Source organism: Sphingomonas metalli (assembly GCF_014641735.1).
Lineage (GTDB): Bacteria > Pseudomonadota > Alphaproteobacteria > Sphingomonadales > Sphingomonadaceae > Sphingomonas > Sphingomonas metalli.
Window position 1 is genome coordinate 322,325 of the sequence record NZ_BMIH01000003.1, and the last position, 18,529, is coordinate 340,853.

Below are 18,529 nucleotides of genomic sequence, written 5' to 3' on the forward strand. Positions count from 1 at the left end.
TTTGCAAAGGCCCCGCGAAAGTTGCGATCTCCCGGTGAGGACGTGAGGCAGGGGCCGCAAAGGCCTAGCTTTCGATCGGAGACGATTTTCGGGCAAACGGGGCAGACTTCAGCAACGGCGGACGGGCGACACGCCCCCTCCTCACTCCCCCAGCAGATGCAGCGCCACCTCGCGGCGATGCGGCCGGCGGCGGTGCTCGAACAGGTAGATTCCCTGCCACGTCCCCAGCATCAGGTCACCGTCGATCAGCGGCACCGACAGCTGCGTCGCGGTCAGGGCGCTACGCAGATGGGCCGGCATGTCGTCAGGCCCCTCGTCGTCATGCTCGTACTCGGTCGATTCCGGCGCGATGCGGGCGAAGTAGCGCTCCACGTCGCGCCGTGCGGCGGGCGCGGCATTCTCCTGGATCAGGAGCGAGGCGGAGGTATGACGGCAGAAGACGGTCAGCAGCCCCTCGTCCATCCGCTGCTCGCGCACCCATGCGACGATCGGCCGGGTGACTTCGATCATGCCCTGGCGCGGCGTATCGATGGTGAGGACGGTAGTGGCCTGTCGCATATCCGACCAACCCGCGAAGGGGGATGGTGGCTCCCTGAGTAGGATTCGAACCTACGGCCGCTCGATTAACAGTCGAGAGCTCTACCGCTGAGCTATCAGGGATCGTTGCCGTGGGCGGCTCTATAAACGGGCGAATGCAGGATGCAACCCCGATTGCGCGGCATTGTGACTGATGCGTGTCATCGAATTTACCAGGCGGCGTGGTACTTCCTGAACGGGAGCCAAATCCGTTCATCAGCCGTTCCACAACCGGCAGCTAGTGCCGGGCGGTTCGCCGCATTGGCCGCGAACGGAGATGTCGAGATGGCTTTTTCATTCGGCCGCAAGGCCATCGTGGCGATGATGGCCACGACCACCCTGCTCGTCGCGGGTTGTGCGACGGAAACCACCTACCGCCCGGCCACCGGCCAGGGCTTCAACCGCACGGGCTATAGCGACCGGCAAGTCGAGCCGAACCGCTTCCTGGTCACCTTTGCCGGGAACAGCGTGACCTCGCGCGACACGGTCGAGCGCTATCTGTTCTTCCGCGCGGCGGAACTGACGCTGCAGCAGGGCTATGACTATTTCGTTATGGCCGATCGCGACACCAACCTGCAGAGCCGCACCTATTCGACGCCGGGCGCCTTTGGCGGTCCGTTCGGCTATGGCGGCTTTGGCGGCTATTGGGGCCCCTCCTGGCGCTATTACGGCCGCGGCTTCGGCTGGCGCACCTGGGACCCATGGTTCGGCGGCGGCTTCGGCCCGTGGGGCAACGACTTCGACGTCCGCACCATCGACCGCTACGAGGCATCGGCCGAGATCGTGATGCGCAAGGGGCCGATCCCCGGCGACAACATCCGCGCCTTCGACGCGCGCAAGGTGGTGGAGTCGATCGGGCCGAGCGTGGTGCTGCCGCAGGATCGCCGGCGCTGATCTGACGCGACGCCGACGGCAAAAGGGCCGGGCTACCCCAGGGGGTGGTCCGGCCTTTTTGTTTGAGCGGTTGACGTGAAGTCGATCCGAATCAAGCCCCTCCCCTTCAGGGGAGGGGTTGGGGTGGGGTGCCTCCGCAAACGCCGCGTTCGCGGAAGCGCCCCACCCCCGGCCCCTCCCCTGAAGGGGAGGGGTGATTCAAACTCATGTCATCCCATTCGGAATTCTCGGGGGGTGCAGGTCGCGCAATCGCCATTCGTCCATCCCAGCGAAGGCTGGGATCTCTGGCGACCGGAGCGCATCGGCCGAGAAAGGCCCCAGCCTGCGCTGGGGCGACGTTTTGTGACGAACCGGACAATCGAAGTGCGGATGATCCGGCCCCCCTCACCTCACCGCGCCGCCACCGCCCCGTGGCAATGCTTGTACTTCTGCCCCGAGCCGCACGGGCAGGGTGCGTTGCGGTTGACGCGGCCTTCCCAATTGGCGGGATCCTCGCCCAGATCGGGCTCCTCAGGCCGGACGATCTGGAGCGGCGGCAGGGTCGTGGTGACGAGGCCGAGCGTACCCGCATCGATGTCGCGCGTATCGTCCTCGCCGGTCAGCGGGTCGAAATGCGTGGTTAGGAAGTCGGGCAGCGGCGGCAGTTCGGGGGCCGGCTGGAACTGGAAGTCCGCATGGGCGATGGTCCGGGTCACGTCCTCGCGGATCGCCTCCAGCATGCGCTGGAAGAGCGAGAAGGCTTCCTGCTTATACTCGTTGATCGGCGTCTTCTGCGCATAGGCGCGCAGATGGACGACCTGGCGCAGCGCATCGAGCGTCGCCAGATGCTCCTTCCAGTGATGGTCGAGATGCTGGAGCAGGATCGACTTCTGCACCTGCGCCCAGGTCTCAGGTTCCAGCGACGCGGCCTTGGCGGCGACCGCCTCGTCGGCGGCGGCCTGGACACGCTCGTCGACGATCTCGGGATCGATCGCCTCCTCGTCCAGCCAGGTCTCGATCGGCAGGTCGAGCGCCAGCGTGCCGCGCAGCTGCGCCTTCATCCCCTCGACATCCCATTGCTCGGGATAGGAATTGGGCGGGCAGGCGGCGCCGACGATGCCGTTGACCGTCTCGGCGCGCATGTCGGCGACCATGTCCTCGACGGTCTCGGCATCCATGATGTCGGCGCGCTGCTCGTAGATGACCTTGCGCTGATCGTTCATCACGTCGTCATATTCGACGACCTGCTTGCGAATGTCGTAGTTGCGCGCCTCGACCTTCTTCTGCGCGGTCTCGATCGCCTTGGTCATCCACTTGGACGGGGGCAGCGCCTCGCCATCCTCCATGTTGGAGCGCATCATCCGCGCGAACAGCGTATCCGGGCCGAAGATGCGCAGCAGCTCGTCGTCGAGGCAGAGGTAGAAGCGCGACAGGCCGGGATCGCCCTGGCGGCCCGAACGGCCGCGGAGCTGGTTGTCGATGCGGCGGCTCTCGTGCCGCTCGGTGCCGAGCACGAACAGGCCGCCCGCCTCCAGCACCTTCGCCTTCTCGGCCGCGATCTCCTCGCGCACGCGCACCGCCGCGGCGTCATATTCGGACGTGCCCTCGACCAGATCGGAATGCTCGTCCTGCATCCGGAATTCGAGATTGCCGCCGAGCTGGATGTCGGTGCCGCGGCCGGCCATGTTGGTCGCGATGGTGACGGCACCGAGGCGGCCCGCCTGCGCCACGATGTGCGCCTCCATCTCGTGGTAGCGCGCGTTGAGCACCTTGTGCGGCACGCCCTCCTGGCTCAGGAACTCGGAGAGCAGCTCCGACTTCTCGATCGAGACGGTGCCGACCAGCACCGGCTGGCCCTTGGCGGCATGCTCGCGGATGGTGCGGGCGATGCCGCGGAACTTGTCCTCGGTCGACTTGTAGAAGACGTCGTCCTCGTCGGCGCGCAGCACCGGCACGTTGGTCGGGATCGACACGACGTTCATCTTGTAGATGTCGAAGAATTCCGGCGCTTCGGTCGCGGCGGTGCCGGTCATGCCCGACAGCTTCGGGTACATGCGGAAATAGTTCTGGAAGGTGATCGAGGCCATGGTCTGGTTCTCGGGCTCGATATTGACGCCCTCCTTCGCCTCGACTGCCTGGTGCAGGCCTTCCGACCAGCGCCGCCCGTCCATCATGCGGCCGGTGAACTCGTCGATGATGATGACCTTGCCGTCCTTGACGATATAGTCGGTGTCGCGCTTGAACATCATGTTCGCGCGCAGCGCCTGGTTGAGGTGGTGGACCACCTGCGTGTTCTCGAAGTCGTAGAGATTCTCGCCCTGGAGCAGCCCGGCCGACTCCAGCATCCGCTCGGCACGCTCGGTCCCGTCCTCGGTCAGGATGATCGACTTCTGCTTCTCGTCCTTCTCGTAATCCTCAGGCGCGAGCTGCTTCACGACCACGTCGACCAGCTTGTACAGTTCGGACTTGTCGTCGGTCGGGCCGGAGATGATCAGCGGGGTGCGCGCCTCGTCGATCAGGATCGAATCGACCTCGTCGACGATCGCGAAGTTGAAGGGGCGCTGCACCATCGACGCGCGCTCGTACTTCATGTTGTCGCGCAGATAGTCGAAGCCGAACTCGTTGTTCGTGCCGTAGGTGATGTCGGCATGATAGGCGTCGTGGCGCTGCTGGTCGGTCAGGTTCGGGACGATGACGCCGGTGCTCAGACCCAGAAAGCCGTAGATCCGCCCCATCTGCTGCGCGTCGCGGCTGGCCAGATAGTCGTTGACGGTGACGACATGCACGCCCTTGCCCGGCAGCGCGTTGAGATAGCAGGCGAGCGTCGCGACCAGCGTCTTGCCCTCGCCGGTCCGCATCTCGGCGATCTCGCCGCGGTGGAGGACGATGCCGCCGATCATCTGCACGTCGAAATGGCGCATGCCGGTGACGCGGCGCGACGCCTCGCGCACGGTGGCGAAGGCCTCGGGCAGGATGTCGTCGAGCGGCTCGCCATTCGCCAGCCGCTCGCGGAAGCGCGGCGTCTGCGCCGCCAGTTCCTCGTCGGACAGCGCCTGGAGGGTCGACTCGAAGCCGGCGATGCGCGTGACGAGCGGGTTGAGCGACTTGACGTAACGGTCGTTCGACGATCCGAAGATCGACTTGGCGAGGCCACCGAACATGGGCGGATGTTCCTGATATGAAAGTAGGGCACGGGGCACCGCGACAGAGTGGCGGGCCTTCGGAAGAGAGCGCGGGCTGGGGGCGGCGCCAGGCGCTATTCGCGCCGGCGGCTGGCCCAGAGCGGGACGGTGGCGACCACCGGCTGCGCGACGATGCGCGGCATGACGGCCGACATGGCCAGCCGCGGCCGCTCCGCCACCGGCCGGACGGAGAGGGCCGGTCGCGCCGGCCGGGCGGCGGGACGCGCGACGCTCGCCTCCGCCACCGTCTGAACCGCCGCCGGCGCCCGCGCGCCCGCACCCAGCCCGGACAGGGCCGAGAACAGCGCAGACAGGAGGAGCAGCAGGTTCATGTGCCCCCGACATAGGGGCGCGCCCGCGAACAGTCCATCCCGACACATGGTTAGCGGGATGGGGGCGCGTCGGGCCGGGGGGTGCCGGCTCTTGAGCTATGAGACATCACGATGACCGTTCGTGCTGAGCGAAGTCGAAGCACAGGTGTGTCTCAGGCCCTTCGACTGCGCTCAGCGCGAACGGTCGGAGGTGGGGCGACCTTCTGTCATCTTCCACCGACGCCGCCCCTTCCGTCGCCCCAGCGCAGGCTGGGGCCTCCCTGTTGGTTAGCGTTGCGGCGATACCGGGAGATCCCAGCTTGCGCTGGGATGACGAATTAGGAAGCCCGCACCGTCCCCGCTAGCATCGCGCCCCACACACCATTATCGGGACGCCATGCAGACGTCTCCCCTCGCCACCCCCTTCCCCGCCATGCCGCCGGTCGCCGGTGTCGAGCTGCGAGTCGCGCGGGCGCGGTACAAGGCGTGGGACCGGTGCGACCTCACCTTCGTGACGCTGGCCGAGGGTACGAGCGTCGCCGGCGTGCTGACCCAGTCGAAATGCCCCTCGCCCGAGGTCGAATGGTGCCGCAAGGCGCTGGTGCTCGGCCGGGCGCGGGCGCTGGTGGTGAATGCGGGCAACTCCAACGCCTTTACCGGGCATCGCGGCCGGCAGGCGGTGGAGGCGATCGCGGCGCGCGTCGCCGGCAAGGCGGGGTGCCAGCCGTCTGACGTGTTCGTCGCCTCGACCGGCGTGATCGGCGTGCCCCTGCCCGTCGACAAGGCCGAAGCCGGGCTGAGTGCCGCCTTCGACGCGCCCCTATGCGACTGGCGGGCGGCGGCAGAGACGATCGGCACGACGGACACCTATCCGAAGGGCGCGTCCACCACCGCGGTCGTGGACGGGCGGACGGTGACGCTGGTCGGCATCATCAAGGGCTCGGGCATGATCGCGCCCGACATGGCGACGATGCTCGGCTTCATCTTCACCGATGCGGCGGTTGAACCCGGCTTCCTCCAGGCGGCACTGGCCGCGGCCAACGCGCCGAGCTTCTCGTGCATCACGGTCGATGGCGATACGTCGACCAGCGACACGGTGCTCGCCTTCGCGACCGGCGCGGCCGGGAACGCGCCGCTGACCGGCGAGGACAGCCCGGGCGCGGACGCCTTCCGCGCGGCGCTCGCCGACCTGTGCCGGCAGCTCGCCCTGCTGGTGGTGCGCGACGGCGAGGGCGCGACCAAGCTGATCGAGATCACCGTCGAGGGCGCGGAGAGCGACCGCAGCGCGCATCGCGTCGCGATGAGCATCGCCAACTCGCCGCTGGTCAAGACCGCGATCGCGGGCGAGGACGCCAATTGGGGCCGGGTCGTCATGGCGGTCGGCAAGGCGGGCGAGCCGGCCGAGCGCGACCGCCTGTCGATCCGCTTCGGCGCGACGCAGGTCGCGCGCGAGGGCCTGGCGGTCGAGGGCTATGACGAGGCGCCGGTGGCGGCGCATCTGAAGGGCCAGGAGGTCGAGATCGGGGTCGATCTGGGTCTAAGCGAGGGCCGCGCGACGGTTTGGACCTGCGACCTGACCCATGGCTATATCTCGATCAACGCGGACTATCGCAGCTGATCGCCGCGCCGGCCGACGGCGGGCGTCGCCTGCCGCCGCCCGATTTGCGTGCTGCAAACGATTATGGCATCATCCGTCTGCCGGGACACCCCGGATAACGAGGGCCCGGCTCCTTTTGGAGAGGATGGGCCATGGACACGATCAAACATATCGGACGGGACGGCGCGATCCTGCTGGCATTCGTGCTGGCGGCGTTCCTGGTGACGCTGCTGGCGCAGTTCGCGGCGGACGTGATCATGCGGTTGGGCGAGATGATGATGTAGCGGGAGGCGGGTGGCGGCAAGTCGCCGCGTCACCTCGCTGAGGTGCTGCTCCAACACAGCGTCATCCCAGCGAAGCCGAGACCGTTGCAGAAGGCCGTGGTCTGCCTCACAAGCGTCATTCCCGCGAAGGCGGGAATCCATAGTCTCTGACGTCTGCGAGCTACGCGGAAAGGTCACGCGCGTCTGGATCCCCGCCTTCGCGGGGATGACGGATGTATTTTGCAACCGTCTCGCGAAGCCGGGGATCTTCCGAAACTGCCGGAGCGCCCACCAACAGGGGGCCCCGGCCTGCGCCGGGATAACGCGGGCTCGGTAACCCCGCCGGCCCCGTTTCACGCCGATCGAGCGCCGCGAGGATCACCCGCGGCGCCCGTGTTCCTCACAGCGACCCTTCGAGCCAGGCCTTGATCCGGCCCTTGGGCTCCGCACCGACCTTGGTGGCGGCGGGGGTGCCAGCCTTGAACAGGATCATCGTGGGGATGCCGCGCACGCCATAGCGGCCGGGGGCATCGGGATTGTCGTCGATGTTGAGCTTGGCGATCGTCACCTGCTCGCCCAGCTCCTCGGACAGTTCCTCGAGCGACGGGCCGATCATCTTGCAGGGGCCGCACCATTCGGCCCAGAAATCCACCAGCACCGGCTTGTCGGACTTCAGCACGTCCGCATCGAAGCTCGCATCGGTGATCTGCTTGGTCGCCATCGTTTCATTCTCCTTGAAGCTGCCATCTAGGATCGCGGATCGCTTCGCTCAACTCGCCGGGATTCAGCTTTGCTCCGCCGCCGGATAGCGCGGCTTGTGCGCGGCGAGCTGTGCGTCGGTCAGCACGACGAGCCGCGGGCCTGCCGTATAGAGCAGGGCGGCCTCCACCGGCCGGTCCGGGAAGATCACGCGCAGCGCCGCGGCATAGCCCGCCATCTGGCGCAGATGATAGTCGGGCGGCGCGTCGGGCACGCGGCGGCCGGTCTTGAAGTCGACGACGCGGATCGTGTCGCCGATCAGCAGCCGGTCGACCTTGCCGGCGACTACGATGCCGCCCTCGATCGTCGCGGCGATCGGCGCTTCCGCCAGCGCGTCGGAGCCGAACAGCTCGGCATGCTCCGGGTCCTCGATCACGGCGAGCGCCGCGTCGAGGATCGCCGCGCGCTCGCCGGGATCGACGACGTCGGCGGCATGGCTCAGCCACCGTTCCCCGGCGCTCCTCCGCTCGGCGGCTACGACGGGGGGAAGACGCTCGAACAGGGCGTGGAGCAGCCGGCCACGCTCCGCGGCGGCGCGCATCGCGGCGTCCGGGGGCGGATCGGCGACGCTGTCGTCGCCCAGGGACGAGGGCGCGAGCGGGCGCGGCGGACGCGCCTCCTGCGGGGCGGCACGGCGGGCCCAGAGTGGCAGGGGCGGCGATTCGCGCCCGGCGATCTCGGTCTTGCGGGACGGAGGCACCGGCGTGCCGCCGGCGAAGATGCGCTCGCCCTCACCCGCCGCCACGCCGAGCGCGGTCAGTGCCCGCTCGGCGGCGCCGTACCAGCTCATCGCCGGCGGCTCCCCCTTGGCCGCCGGACCGAGGGCACCGGCGACCACCAGCCGCTCCTCCGCCCGCGTGGCGGCGACGTAGAAGAGCCGCCAATGTTCCTCCAGCTCGCGCCGGTCCGCCTCGGCCCGCACCGCGTCGAGCGGCCCGCCGCGCTCGCTGCTGCGCGGGGCGAAGACCGGGATCGGCGCAGCGCCTTCCTCGGGCGACCAGCGCAGCACCGAGCGCGGGTTGCGCGTAGGATCGAGCGTGGCATCGGCCAGGATCACCAGCGGCGCCTGCAAGCCCTTGGCGCCATGCGCGGTCATCACCCGCACCGCGTCGAGCGGCGCCGAAGGGTCGCGGACGATCTCCACATCGCCGCGGTCGAACCAGTCGAGGAAGCGCTGGAGCGAGGGCGTGGCGCTGTTCTCGAACGACAGCGCCGCGCCGAGCAGCTCGTCGATCGGGTCGCGGGCCTCTGCACCCAGCCGTTCGAGCAGGCGCCGCCGCCCGTCGAGCGGGCCCGACAGCATCTCCTCGAGGAACTGGTAGGGCGTCGTGAAGTCGGCCCGGTTGAGCAGCGTGCGCAGCGGCGCGAGGCGCTCGGGCGGCTGGGTGTCGACCAGATGCCGCCACAGGCTGATCCCGGTGCGGGGCGCGGCGTGCATCAGATCGTCCTGCGTCCAGCCGATCAGCGGCGAGACGAGCAGGCTGGCGAGCGAAAGGTCGTCGTCCGGCTGGAGCACGAAGCGGATCGCGGCGAGCAGGTCCTGCACCGCCAGCGGTGCGTTGAGGCGCAGCCGGTCGACGCCCGCGACCGGCACGCCCTCCGCATAGAGGCGCGCGACGATCAGGGCCGCCAGTTCGCCGCGCCGCTTGACGAGGATCATCACGTCCTCGGGCCGCAGCGGACGACCGCGCGCGCCCAGCATCAGCTCTCCGTCCAGCCAGCGGCGGACGCTCCGGGCGATGTCGGCGGCCAGTCGGCGGGTGGCGTCGTCCACCCAGCCCTCCTCGTCGTCGGGATCGCCGCCCGCGATCACCGGGGGCCAGAGTTCGACCGCGCCCGATCCCGGCACCTCGCTCGCATGCGCCTCGATCGCGCCGATCGCCCCCATGCCCGGCTCCGGCACCGCCGCCACCGCCGCGTCGACGAAAGTCAGGATCGGGCGCGTCGAGCGGAAGCTGTGGGTGAGCGACAGGCTGTGGAACGGCAGGCCGCGATCGTCGAGCGGCCAGTCCTCGTTGCCCTGCACGGCATCCGCCTGGCGCTGGAAATGCCCCTCCGCCCAGGCGAAATTAAGCGGGCTGGTGCCCTGGAAACCGAAGATCGCCTGCTTCCAGTCGCCCACCGTGAACAGCGTGCGCGTGCCGGGTGCATGGACGCCGCGGCCGACAAAGAACTCGCCGGCGAGCGCATCGACGATCCGCCACTGGTCGAGATTGGTGTCCTGCGCCTCGTCGATCAGGATATGTTCGGTGACGCGATCGAGCTTGAAGCGCACCCATTCGCCGACCCCCGGCTGGCCGAGCAGCGCGACGGTCAGGCGGATCAGATCGTCGAAATCCACCCCGCCGATCCGTCGCTTGGCGACGTCGTAGGCGCGAGCATAGTCGCGGCCGACCGTCAGCGCGTCGGCGAGCAGGTCGGCATAGCCGATCCGCGCCGCGGTCCCGAGCAGGCCGGCGCAGGCCGAACCCAACGCCGCCGCCAGCGCGGCATAGTCCGGCTCGGCGGCGATCAGCTTGGCCGATGCTTTCCGCGCCTCGCCCTTGCCCGTGAACACGACCGACTGGAGCGTGGCGAGAGTCTCGACCTGCCGCTCGGGTCCGGCGGCGAGCCAGTCGCCCAGCGTGTCGGCATGGGTCGCGCCGGTCGCGGTGCCCCAGGCCCGGTTGGCGGCGAGCAGCCGGCCGATCGCATCGCGGTCGATCGCGGCGCAGCCGTCCGCCACCACCTCGTCGGCCGTGCCCGATGGCAGGTCGAGCGCGCGGCGCAGCCACGGGCCGATCCCGGCGGGCAGCGCCTCCAGCGCGGCGAGCGCCTTGGAACAGGCATGGAGGAACGCCTCCGCCCCGCCCTCGCCCAGCCGCAGCGACAGCTTGCCGATCGTCGCGACGGGCAGCGCCCGCCGCTCCCGCTCGGCATCGGCCAGCATCGTCGCCAGCGCGTCGCGCGCCAGCAGCGCCTCCTCGCGCGCCTCCAGCGGTCGAAAACCGGGGGCGAGGCCGGCCTCGACCGAAAAGGCGGCGAGCAGCGCCTGGCAGAAGCCGTGGATGGTCTGGATGCGCAGGCCGCCGCCCGGCGCGTCGAGCACCTTGGCGAACAGGGTGCGGGCGGCGCGGCGCTGCTCGGGCGTGCCCTCCTCGCCCAGCGCGTGGAGATCGGCGGCCAGGTCCGCCTCGGGCATCCGCACCCAGGCGGCGAGACGCGCGCTGACGCGTTGCGCCATCTCCGCCGCCCCCGCCTTGGTGAAGGTCAGGCACAGGATCGCGGCGGGATCGGTGCCGCGCAGCAACAGGCGGAAGACCCGCGCGGCGAGCACCTGAGTCTTGCCGGTGCCCGCGCTCGCCGACAGCCAGACATGCGCGGCCGGGTCGCTCGCCCGGCGCTGTTCGCCCTTGAGCGGCGGCAGGCGGCGCAGTTCAGCGGTCACGGCCATACCATTCGTCGCGGCGCATCAGCTGGTCGTACTCGGCATAGGGGGCGTATTCGGGGACGAGCTTGGCGGTGAAGGGCGCCTCGCCGGTCAGCCACTCGCCCGCGACCTCGGCGAAATTGGCGGCAGCGATCTCCGTGAAGCGCGCGGTGACGATCCGGTCGCGCTTGCCCTCCGGGTCGCAGGGGCTGTCGAGATAGCCGATGCCGTCACGCCCACGCGCCAGCGACCAATATTCGAAGCCCCCGGCAGTGCCGCGCACCCCCTCGAACCCGCCGCGCTCGGCGATCAGGCCGAGCAGGCCGAGCTGGAGGCTGAATCCCTCGCGCACCGCGGCGGCAGACGGGGGCTTGCCGGTCTTGTAGTCGATCACCGCCAGTCCGCCGCCCGGCAGCGCATCGATCCGGTCGTATCGGCCCGACAGGGTGACGCCGGCGATCGGGATCTCGCCCCGCCCCTCGGCGGCGAGTACGCGGCGGCCGTCCGCGGCCTGAACCCGCACCGTCGCGGCAATCCAGTCGATTGCCTCGGCAAGCCGCGGCTGCCACAGCGCGCGCAGCAACGGGTGGACCGGTGCCTCCTCGAGCATCCGCGCGGCGCGGGCGGACAGGGTGTCGGGCGCGCAGCGATCCTCATTCCACCACGCTTCCAGAATGGCGTGGACGGCGGTGCCGCGCCAGGCGGCGGTCGGGTCCGCATCGACCGGGTCGAGCGGCATCAGCCCGAGCACGCGGCGGGCGTAGAAGGCATAGGGGTCGGCCTTGAGCCGGTCGACCTCCGTCACCGAAATGGCGCGCGGGCGCAGCGCCCTGGGCGGGACCGGCGCGGGCCGCGTCGTCGGCCGATGTTCCTCGGCCGCGTCGAGCCGGCGCGCCCAGTCCTCCAGCGCGCCGTCGCGTTCGAAGCGGTCTCCGGCCATCGCCTGAAGCCTCAGCCAGAAGCGCGAGGCGAGCGCGGGCGCGGAGGCGTCGCGCCGCGCGCGGGTGATGAGCACGTGCGGCGCACAGAGCCCCGCGGCGAAATCGTGCGCGGCGACGCCGATCCGTCGCTCCAGTCCGGGAAGTCCCAGCGCCACCCGGATGCGGGGCGCCAGCCAGGGATCGGGGGCCGGCGTGCCCGGCCAGACGCCCTCGTTGAGCCCACCCAGCACCATCAGGTCGGCGGACTGGAGCCGGGCCTCGATCTGGCCGTAAATGGCGAGGCGCGGATGGCCGATGCCGGGCGGCAGGCGCACCGGCACCTCGTCGAGCAACGTGCGCAGGATCGCCGGCACCTCGCGCGGATCGATCAGCGCGGGGCCTTCGCCGGCATGGGCCTCCAGCGCCTCAACGAACTCCGCCGCCGCACGGCCCGCGGGCCCGGCCCAGAGCGGGTCGCCGCACAGCGCCACCGCCGCCTCGCGCAGGCAGGCGATCAACGCGGTCATCGGCTGGCTGCCCGTATCGAAGGTGCGGCCGACCGCCGCGAGACAGGGTTCGGCGTGCTCCGCCCAGAAGGCGGCGGCGCGTCCCTTGAGCGCGCCGCCGATCCCGTCGAGACCGGCGGGCGGGCGGGGGCCGCGCAGGCCGCGGTCGAGTGCGCGGACGCCGTCGAGCCAGTCGAGCCGGTTCGCGCCGCTCTTCACCAGCGGATGCTTGAGCAGGGCGAGCAGCGCCAAGGGGGCGAACCGCTGCGCCGCCGCCTCGGCCAGGGCGAGGAGCAGCGTGCCGGGCGGGCTGAGCGAAAGGGGCTGGCCGGCGGTGTCGAACACCTCGATGTCCCAGCGCCGGCAATGCGCCGCGACGCGGCGGGCGAGCGCGCGGTCGGGCGTGACGAGCGCCGCGGTGCGGCCCGGCTCCTCCAGCGCGCCGCGCAACGCCAGCGCGATCGCCTGCGCCTCGTCGGCCGGGGTCGCGCATTCGACCGCGGCGACGCCCGACAGGCGGCGATCGGCGGCGGCGAGCTCGGTCCACTTGCCGGTGAAGTCGGCGGGCGCGAGCGCGTTGGCGATGGCGCGGCCGCGCACCGCATCGGCATCCGCCCCCTCCCCGCCGCCGCGCCAGCGCGCCACCTCGCCGCGGCCGACGCCCATCCGGTCGAGCAGCAGCTTGAGGTGATATTGGGGATGGGTCTCGATCGCGCGCCGCCCGCTGTCCGAAGCGAACGGCCCGAGCGCGTCCCACTCCTCCTGCGGCATGTCGAGCGCCAGGCCGGCGAACACCACCTGCCCCGCCGGCATGTCGGCAACGCAGCGCAGCAGCCGCGCGATCGCAGGCGCCGTATCGGTGACGCCCGCGGCGCAGACGAAGCCGGGCGGCGGGCTGGCGGACCAGCGCGCGCGGAGCTGCTCGATCAGGATGATCCGCCGGGTCGCGGCGTCGATCCGGCCGAGCCGTTCCAGCTCGCCGGGCCAGGAGTCGAGCACGATGCGGAACAGGGCGAGCGCGCGCTGCCAATGCTCGCTCAGCTCCGGCCCCAGATCGAGTTCGGCGAGCTGCCGCGGCGCGATCTCCTCGACGAGCAGCTGGTCGAGCGTGCGGGCGAGATCGCCCGCGAGCCGCACCGCCTCCGCCGCGGGCATGGCGCGGGACGCCGCGACGAGGCGCGACAGGATCATGCGCCGGGCGAGCGGCGCCACGGCCGGCGGGGGCGGCGCGGGGCCATCGGCCGGCTCCAGCGCCGCGCCTACCGCCTCGCCCAGGTCGGGATCGCCCAGGGCGACCAGCCGCGGCAGGATCAGCCCGCCGCCGCTCGCCCGCACGAACGCGTCGTTGACCGCGCGCACCGCGCGATTGTTGGGCAGCAGGACCAGCCCGCGCGCCAGCGTCGCCTGATCGCGCCCGCGCATCAGCCCCGCGACCAGCGCATCGGCGAAGGCGCGGTGCGCGGGAATGGTATAGAGCCGCGGGCGGCCCGGCTCAGGCATCCAGCAGCATCGCCTCGGTCCGGGTGACGGCTGCGGGCGTGCCGATCTCGAACCACAGGCCCTGATGCACCTGGCCATAGGCGCGGCCCGCCGCGATCGCGCGATCCCAGAACAGGTTGGTCGAGAACGGCCCCTCGGGCGCGCCGGTGATGATCGCGGGATTGAGGATCTGCACGCCGACAAAGGCGAAGGGCGCGACCGTTCCCGCCCGCCGCCGTCCGACGATGCGACCATCGGGGGCCAGCCGGAAGTCGCCGGCGCCGCCGAGATTGTTGGCGCGGGCGAAGGGGACCATCAGCAGCAGTGCGTCCATCGCCGCCGGATCCCAGCGCGCCGCCAGCAGCCGGATCGTGTCGACCGGGCCATCGATCCACAGGCTGTCGCCATTGACGACGAGCACCGGCCCCTCGCCCATCAGCGGCTTCGCCTTGACCAGACCGCCGCCCGTTTCGAGCAGCTGCTCGCGCTCGTCGGAGATGATGATCTCCATATCGGGCCAGGTGCGGCGCAGATGCGCTTCGAGGCTGTCGGCGAGATAATGGACGTTGACGATCACCCGCGCGATCCCGGCCGCGCGCAGCCGGTCGAACACGTGATCGATCAGCGGTCGTCCGCGCACCTCGACCAGCGGCTTGGGGCGGGTGATGGTGAGCGGCCGCATCCGCTTGCCGAGCCCGGCGGCCATGACCATCGCGGTCCTGGGCACCGCGCCGCCGGGATCGGGGCGCAGCGACAGCTGGCGGGTCATGCGCCGATCACCAGCGGATCGCCGCGCCGCTCGGCGGGGATGTTGGCGTCGAACCAGGCGCGCACCGGGGCGAGCACCGGCTGGGCGAGATCGCGCTCCAGATAGTCCCACACGCGCGGACACAACGCGGCGTAACGCGGCTTGCTGTCGCGCTGCCATAGCCGGGTGAAGATGCCGACGATCTTGGCGTTCCGCTGCGCACCGAGCACGTGATAGGCGGCCATGAACGCCTCCCCCGCCCCGGTCGCAGCCCGGTACCGCTCCAGCATCGCCGCCTCCAGCGCGGGGTCGACGGTGCGGCGCGCGTCCTGCAACAGCGAGACGAGGTCGTAGGCGGGATGCCCCGCCAGTGCGTCCTGGAAATCGAGCAGGCCGAGCCTGCGATCTGGCCCGACCAGCATCAGGTTCTCGGCATGATAGTCCCGCAGCACGGTGACCGGGGCATCGGCCAGCGCATGGTCGAACACCGCGTCCCACGCCGCGCGATAGCCCGCCCGATCCGGCACGATGCCGACCGCCGGGCAGTACCATTCGGTCAGCAGGTCCGCCTCGCGATGCAGGACCGCGCGGTCATAGGGCGGCACGTCCGCGGCGGGGCGACGGGACAGGCCGGCCAGCAGGTCGACCGCGGCCGCATAGAGGTTCGTCTCGTCGTCCGCAGCGGCGTCCACCGTCTCGCGGAAGCGGATGTCGCCGAGGTCGGTGAGCAGCACCAGCCCCTGGTCGAGATCGGCGGCGAGGATTGCGGGGGCGAGGAGATCGTGCCGGGCCAGCCATTCGGCCATCACGACGAACGGGCGCGGATCCTCGTGCGGGGGCGGTGCGTCCATCAGCACCGCGCTGCGATCCGGCGCGACGACGCGGAAATAGCGGCGGAACGAGGCGTCGCCGGCGAGCGGCTGCACGTCCGCTCCAGCCCAGCCATGTGCGGAAAGAAAGGCGCCGGCCCCAGCCGGCGGCGTCATATCGGCCATCGCGCGCTCCATGCCGCCGGGACCGCGGCTGTCAAGCATCGTCCGCCATCCGGTGCCATGGCAAGGGTCAGCGCCAATGCCTCCGGCCAGCCATATTCCCCCGCCCGGTCGGGCCATTCGACCAGCAAAAGCCCGTCCTGCCGCTCGTCTTCCAGTCCCAGTTCCTCGACCTCGCCGGGATCGTCGAGCCGATAGAGATCGACGTGGAGGACGGGCAGAGTCACCTCGGGCGGGGCATAGGGCTGGACGATCGCGAAGCTGGGGCTCGGTGCCTCGCCCGTCAGCCCGAGGGCGCCGAGCAGGCCGCGCGCGATGCTGGTCTTGCCGGCCCCGAGCGGTCCAGACAGGGTGATCACGTCGCCGGGCCGTACCTGCGCGGCGAGGCGCGCGCCGAAGGCCAGCGTCGCCGCCGCATCCGCCAGCCGGATCATCGCCGCGGCAACTCGACGGTGACGAGCGTGCCCTGCCCCGGCTCCGACACAAGCGTGATCGTGCCGCCATGCGCCTCGACGAACTGGCGGGCGAGCGGCAGGCCGGTGCCGAGCGCGCGCTCGCCCCCGGGCTGGAGCTGGGGTTCGGCGAACCGGTCGAACAGCTTCGCCGCGCTCTCCGAATCCAGTCCCGGTCCGTCATCGGAGACGATGATCCGCGCGCGGCTGCTGGTGCCGTCGCTGTGCAGCAGCAGTCGCCCGCCGGGCGGCAGCGAACCGAGCGCGTTGCGGAGCAGATGCTCGATCACCTCGCGCAGCCGGCGAGCATCGCCCTGCACCCGGCCGGTCGAGCGCGCCAGCTCGACCGCGAAGTCGATCTGGTGGCGGCGGATCGCGGGCTGGACGGTCGAGGCGGCCTGCCGCGCGACCTCGGCCAGATCCACGTCGCCGCGCTCGATCCCCTCGCCGCCCTGGGTCAGGTCGAGCACATCGTCGACCAGCAGGGCCAGCCGCTCGGTCGAATCGAGGATCGCGCCGACATAGCTGGCCGCCTGTTCGGGCAGCTCGCCGGCATAGCCGCCGTGCAGCATCTCGGCGAAACCGCTGATCGAGGTGAGCGGCGTCTTGAGCTCGTAGCTCATGTTCGCGACGAACTGCGTCTTCAGCCGATCGGCCTCTTCCAGCGCCTCGGCGCGCTCGCGAAGGGCCAGTTCGGCGCGGCGGCTGTCGGTGATGTCGAGCATGGTGAAGAGCGCGTTGCCGTCCGGCAACGGCACGGCGGCGAACTCGAAATGGCGGCCATCCGCGAAGGCGACGCGCCCGCCGCGCTGCTGGCGCTCGACCGTCGCGGCGCGGACCAGCTCGGGAATCAGTCCGGCGCGATTAGGGGTGGCGAGCCGCCCGGCGACCTCGTTGGCGAAGGCATCGACGCGCGGATGCCGGACCATGAACGCCTCGTCCACGCCCCAGACCGCCCGGAAGCGATTGTTCCAAAGCTGGAGCCGGCCATCGGCGGCGAAGACGCCGAGCGCCTCGAACAGATTGTCGAACGTGGCGGTACGGACGCGGAGCAGCGTGTCGCGGGCGCTGGCGAGCTGGACCTGCTCGGTGCGGTCCTCGAAGATCAGCAGCAGGCCGCCGTCGGGCAGCGACTGGGCGACGACGCGCAGATGCGTGCCGCCGGGCAGGTGCCAGCTCTCCTCGGTCGCGCCCTCCGCCCCGACGAACCAGTCGCGCCGCTCGCGCTTCCAGCCGGGAAAGTCGCGCACCTCGGGCAGCCGGTTCGCCTCGCGCATCCGCTCGAGCACGCGGTCGAACTCCATCCCCTCGGCCAGCCATTCGGGGCGGATCGCGAACAGGCGCTGGAACGGCTGGTTGCTGAACACCAGCGTGCGATCCGCGCCGAACTGCGCCACCCCCGCCGAGAGACGGTCGAGCATTCCCCGCTGCGCCTCGGCGAAGCGCTTGGCGCCGCTCTTCGCCTGCTCCAGATCCTCGATATCGACCGCGAAGCCCGCAACGCTGCCGGTCGCGAGCGGCACGTCGATCACCCGCAGCATGCGCCGCGCGCCGCCGATCGTCGCCGGCAGGACCTGCTCGATCGGCGATCCCCGCTCGCGCGCCGCGGTCGCGCCGGCAAGCGGGCTGCCGCGATCCGAGCCGTCGATCAGTTCCAGCCCGTTCGCCACCACCTCGTCGGCATGGCCGGCGTCGACCGCATCGACATAGGCCGCATTCACCATCTGGAGCCGCAGGTCGGGGCCGCGATACCACATGGGCAGCGGCGCCGCCTCGATCAGCCCGGTCAGCGCGTCATAGGCGCCGCCCAGCCGCGCGACCTCGTTGGCCAGCCGGTCGATCTCGGTTCGCGTGTCGGTGACGTCGAACACCCAGATCACCACCGCGCCGCGCGCCTCGCCCGCGATGCGCTGGCCGCACATCATCAAGGCCCGCGAGGAGTCGACAGGATGGACCACCCGGTGGAAGGCACGCCCCGAGCGCTGCGCCGTGTCGACGTCGTGCCCGATCAGTGCGGCGTCGTCCGGGGTCAGCCCCGCTCCGTCGGCCGACAGGCCGGCGATGGTGGCGGGCGCCACCGCCAGTCCGAACGAGTCGACCAGCGCGGCGGGCATCTCGATCCGGCCGTCGCCGCGCACCAGCATCGCCGTCGCCGGGCTGGTCGCCAGCAGGGTCTGGAGGCGCTGGTTGTCGCGCTGCACCGCCGCCGCCTGCCCGCGGGCGCGAAGGCCGACGAAGATCAGGATGCCGCCCAGGATCAGGCACGCGAGCAGCGCCGCCCCCAGCGCCATCGCCGCCTCGGATTCGAGCACCGTCATCGGGCGGCGGGGCGAAGGGCGGCGATAACCATCATCCCGTCCCTAACGCAGCGGCCGGATCGTCAAAAGACCCGGATGCAAAAAGGCCCGGCGCTGATGGCCGGGCCTTCCAGATGGCAGGACGGGCGGCGCGCGCGGCCGCCT

General features: G+C 70.9%; 13 protein-coding genes and 1 tRNA gene. 3 read left to right on the forward strand and 11 right to left on the reverse strand.

Annotated features, from left to right (window positions below):
- Window positions 1-141: 141 nt before the first annotated feature.
- Entirely contained in the window at window positions 142-558 is a 417-nt protein-coding gene (locus tag IEX18_RS11815; RefSeq protein WP_188658967.1) for a secondary thiamine-phosphate synthase enzyme YjbQ, read from the reverse strand.
- Window positions 559-585: 27 nt separating this feature from the next.
- Window positions 586-660: transfer RNA gene (locus IEX18_RS11820), tRNA-Asn, on the reverse strand.
- A 201-nt stretch (window positions 661-861) separates the two neighbouring features.
- On the opposite strand from IEX18_RS11820, the gene IEX18_RS11825 reads away from it, so the two are divergent.
- Window positions 862-1,470, forward strand: coding sequence for a CC0125/CC1285 family lipoprotein (locus tag IEX18_RS11825; RefSeq protein ID WP_188658968.1), 609 nt, complete (start codon window positions 862-864; stop codon window positions 1,468-1,470).
- 389 nt (window positions 1,471-1,859) lie between these two features.
- Here IEX18_RS11825 and secA read toward each other — a convergent pair whose 3' ends face one another.
- Together secA and IEX18_RS11835 are read right to left on the reverse strand one after the other, a co-directional pair.
- Entirely contained in the window at window positions 1,860-4,610 is a 2,751-nt protein-coding gene (gene secA / locus IEX18_RS11830) for a preprotein translocase subunit SecA (RefSeq protein ID WP_188658969.1), read from the reverse strand.
- 95 nt (window positions 4,611-4,705) lie between these two features.
- On the reverse strand, window positions 4,706-4,963 hold the full coding sequence (locus IEX18_RS11835; RefSeq protein ID WP_188658970.1) for a hypothetical protein: 258 nt from the start codon (window positions 4,961-4,963) through the stop codon (window positions 4,706-4,708).
- Between the two features lie 376 nt (window positions 4,964-5,339).
- Here IEX18_RS11835 and argJ point away from each other — a divergent pair, with 376 nt between their 5' ends.
- A complete protein-coding gene (argJ, locus tag IEX18_RS11840) occupies window positions 5,340-6,560 on the forward strand; it encodes a bifunctional glutamate N-acetyltransferase/amino-acid acetyltransferase ArgJ (protein ID WP_188658971.1) in 1,221 nt (406 codons plus the stop codon).
- Window positions 6,561-6,691: 131 nt separating this feature from the next.
- On the forward strand, window positions 6,692-6,823 hold the full coding sequence (locus IEX18_RS18760; RefSeq protein ID WP_268234949.1) for a hypothetical protein: 132 nt from the start codon (window positions 6,692-6,694) through the stop codon (window positions 6,821-6,823).
- 379 nt (window positions 6,824-7,202) lie between these two features.
- Here the strand turns inward: IEX18_RS18760 and trxA are convergent, their stop codons facing one another.
- The 7 genes from trxA to IEX18_RS11875 form a co-directional block, all read right to left on the reverse strand.
- Window positions 7,203-7,523, reverse strand: a complete 321-nt coding sequence (trxA, locus tag IEX18_RS11845) for a thioredoxin TrxA (RefSeq protein ID WP_188658972.1) — start codon at window positions 7,521-7,523, stop codon at window positions 7,203-7,205.
- A 63-nt stretch (window positions 7,524-7,586) separates the two neighbouring features.
- Window positions 7,587-10,994 carry a double-strand break repair helicase AddA gene (addA, locus tag IEX18_RS11850; protein WP_188658973.1) on the reverse strand — a complete coding sequence of 1,136 codons (3,408 nt, stop codon included), beginning with the start codon at window positions 10,992-10,994 and terminating at the stop codon, window positions 7,587-7,589.
- Entirely contained in the window at window positions 10,978-13,896 is a 2,919-nt protein-coding gene (gene addB / locus IEX18_RS11855; RefSeq protein ID WP_188658974.1) for a double-strand break repair protein AddB, read from the reverse strand. Before addB ends, addA begins: the two co-directional genes overlap by 17 nt.
- Complete coding sequence (locus IEX18_RS11860) at window positions 13,889-14,644, reverse strand: nucleotidyltransferase family protein (protein ID WP_188658975.1); 756 nt, start codon at window positions 14,642-14,644, stop codon at window positions 13,889-13,891. The genes addB and IEX18_RS11860 overlap by 8 nt, the downstream gene beginning before the upstream one ends.
- On the reverse strand, window positions 14,641-15,609 hold the full coding sequence (locus IEX18_RS11865; RefSeq protein WP_188659422.1) for an aminoglycoside phosphotransferase family protein: 969 nt from the start codon (window positions 15,607-15,609) through the stop codon (window positions 14,641-14,643). The genes IEX18_RS11860 and IEX18_RS11865 overlap by 4 nt, the downstream gene beginning before the upstream one ends.
- Window positions 15,606-16,049, reverse strand: a complete 444-nt coding sequence (gene tsaE, locus IEX18_RS11870; protein WP_188658976.1) for a tRNA (adenosine(37)-N6)-threonylcarbamoyltransferase complex ATPase subunit type 1 TsaE — start codon at window positions 16,047-16,049, stop codon at window positions 15,606-15,608. Before tsaE ends, IEX18_RS11865 begins: the two co-directional genes overlap by 4 nt.
- Window positions 16,046-18,385 (reverse strand): sensor histidine kinase, encoded by a 2,340-nt coding sequence (locus tag IEX18_RS11875; RefSeq protein ID WP_188658977.1) that lies wholly within the window; start codon window positions 18,383-18,385, stop codon window positions 16,046-16,048. The genes tsaE and IEX18_RS11875 overlap by 4 nt, the downstream gene beginning before the upstream one ends.
- Window positions 18,386-18,529: the final 144 nt, after the last annotated feature.

Bases quoted from the DNA above. Each gene is read 5' to 3' on its own strand.
- IEX18_RS11815 (WP_188658967.1), bottom strand. From the start codon at position 558: ATGCGACAGGCCACTACCGTCCTCACCATCGATACGCCGCGCCAGGGC.
- IEX18_RS11825 (WP_188658968.1), top strand. From the start codon at position 862: ATGGCTTTTTCATTCGGCCGCAAGGCCATCGTGGCGATGATGGCCACG.
- secA (WP_188658969.1), bottom strand. From the start codon at position 4,610: ATGTTCGGTGGCCTCGCCAAGTCGATCTTCGGATCGTCGAACGACCGT.
- IEX18_RS11835 (WP_188658970.1), bottom strand. From the start codon at position 4,963: ATGAACCTGCTGCTCCTCCTGTCTGCGCTGTTCTCGGCCCTGTCCGGG.
- argJ (WP_188658971.1), top strand. From the start codon at position 5,340: ATGCAGACGTCTCCCCTCGCCACCCCCTTCCCCGCCATGCCGCCGGTC.
- IEX18_RS18760 (WP_268234949.1), top strand. From the start codon at position 6,692: ATGGACACGATCAAACATATCGGACGGGACGGCGCGATCCTGCTGGCA.
- trxA (WP_188658972.1), bottom strand. From the start codon at position 7,523: ATGGCGACCAAGCAGATCACCGATGCGAGCTTCGATGCGGACGTGCTG.
- addA (WP_188658973.1), bottom strand. From the start codon at position 10,994: ATGGCCGTGACCGCTGAACTGCGCCGCCTGCCGCCGCTCAAGGGCGAA.
- addB (WP_188658974.1), bottom strand. From the start codon at position 13,896: ATGCCTGAGCCGGGCCGCCCGCGGCTCTATACCATTCCCGCGCACCGC.
- IEX18_RS11860 (WP_188658975.1), bottom strand. From the start codon at position 14,644: ATGACCCGCCAGCTGTCGCTGCGCCCCGATCCCGGCGGCGCGGTGCCC.
- IEX18_RS11865 (WP_188659422.1), bottom strand. From the start codon at position 15,609: ATGACGCCGCCGGCTGGGGCCGGCGCCTTTCTTTCCGCACATGGCTGG.
- tsaE (WP_188658976.1), bottom strand. From the start codon at position 16,049: ATGATCCGGCTGGCGGATGCGGCGGCGACGCTGGCCTTCGGCGCGCGC.
- IEX18_RS11875 (WP_188658977.1), bottom strand. From the start codon at position 18,385: ATGACGGTGCTCGAATCCGAGGCGGCGATGGCGCTGGGGGCGGCGCTG.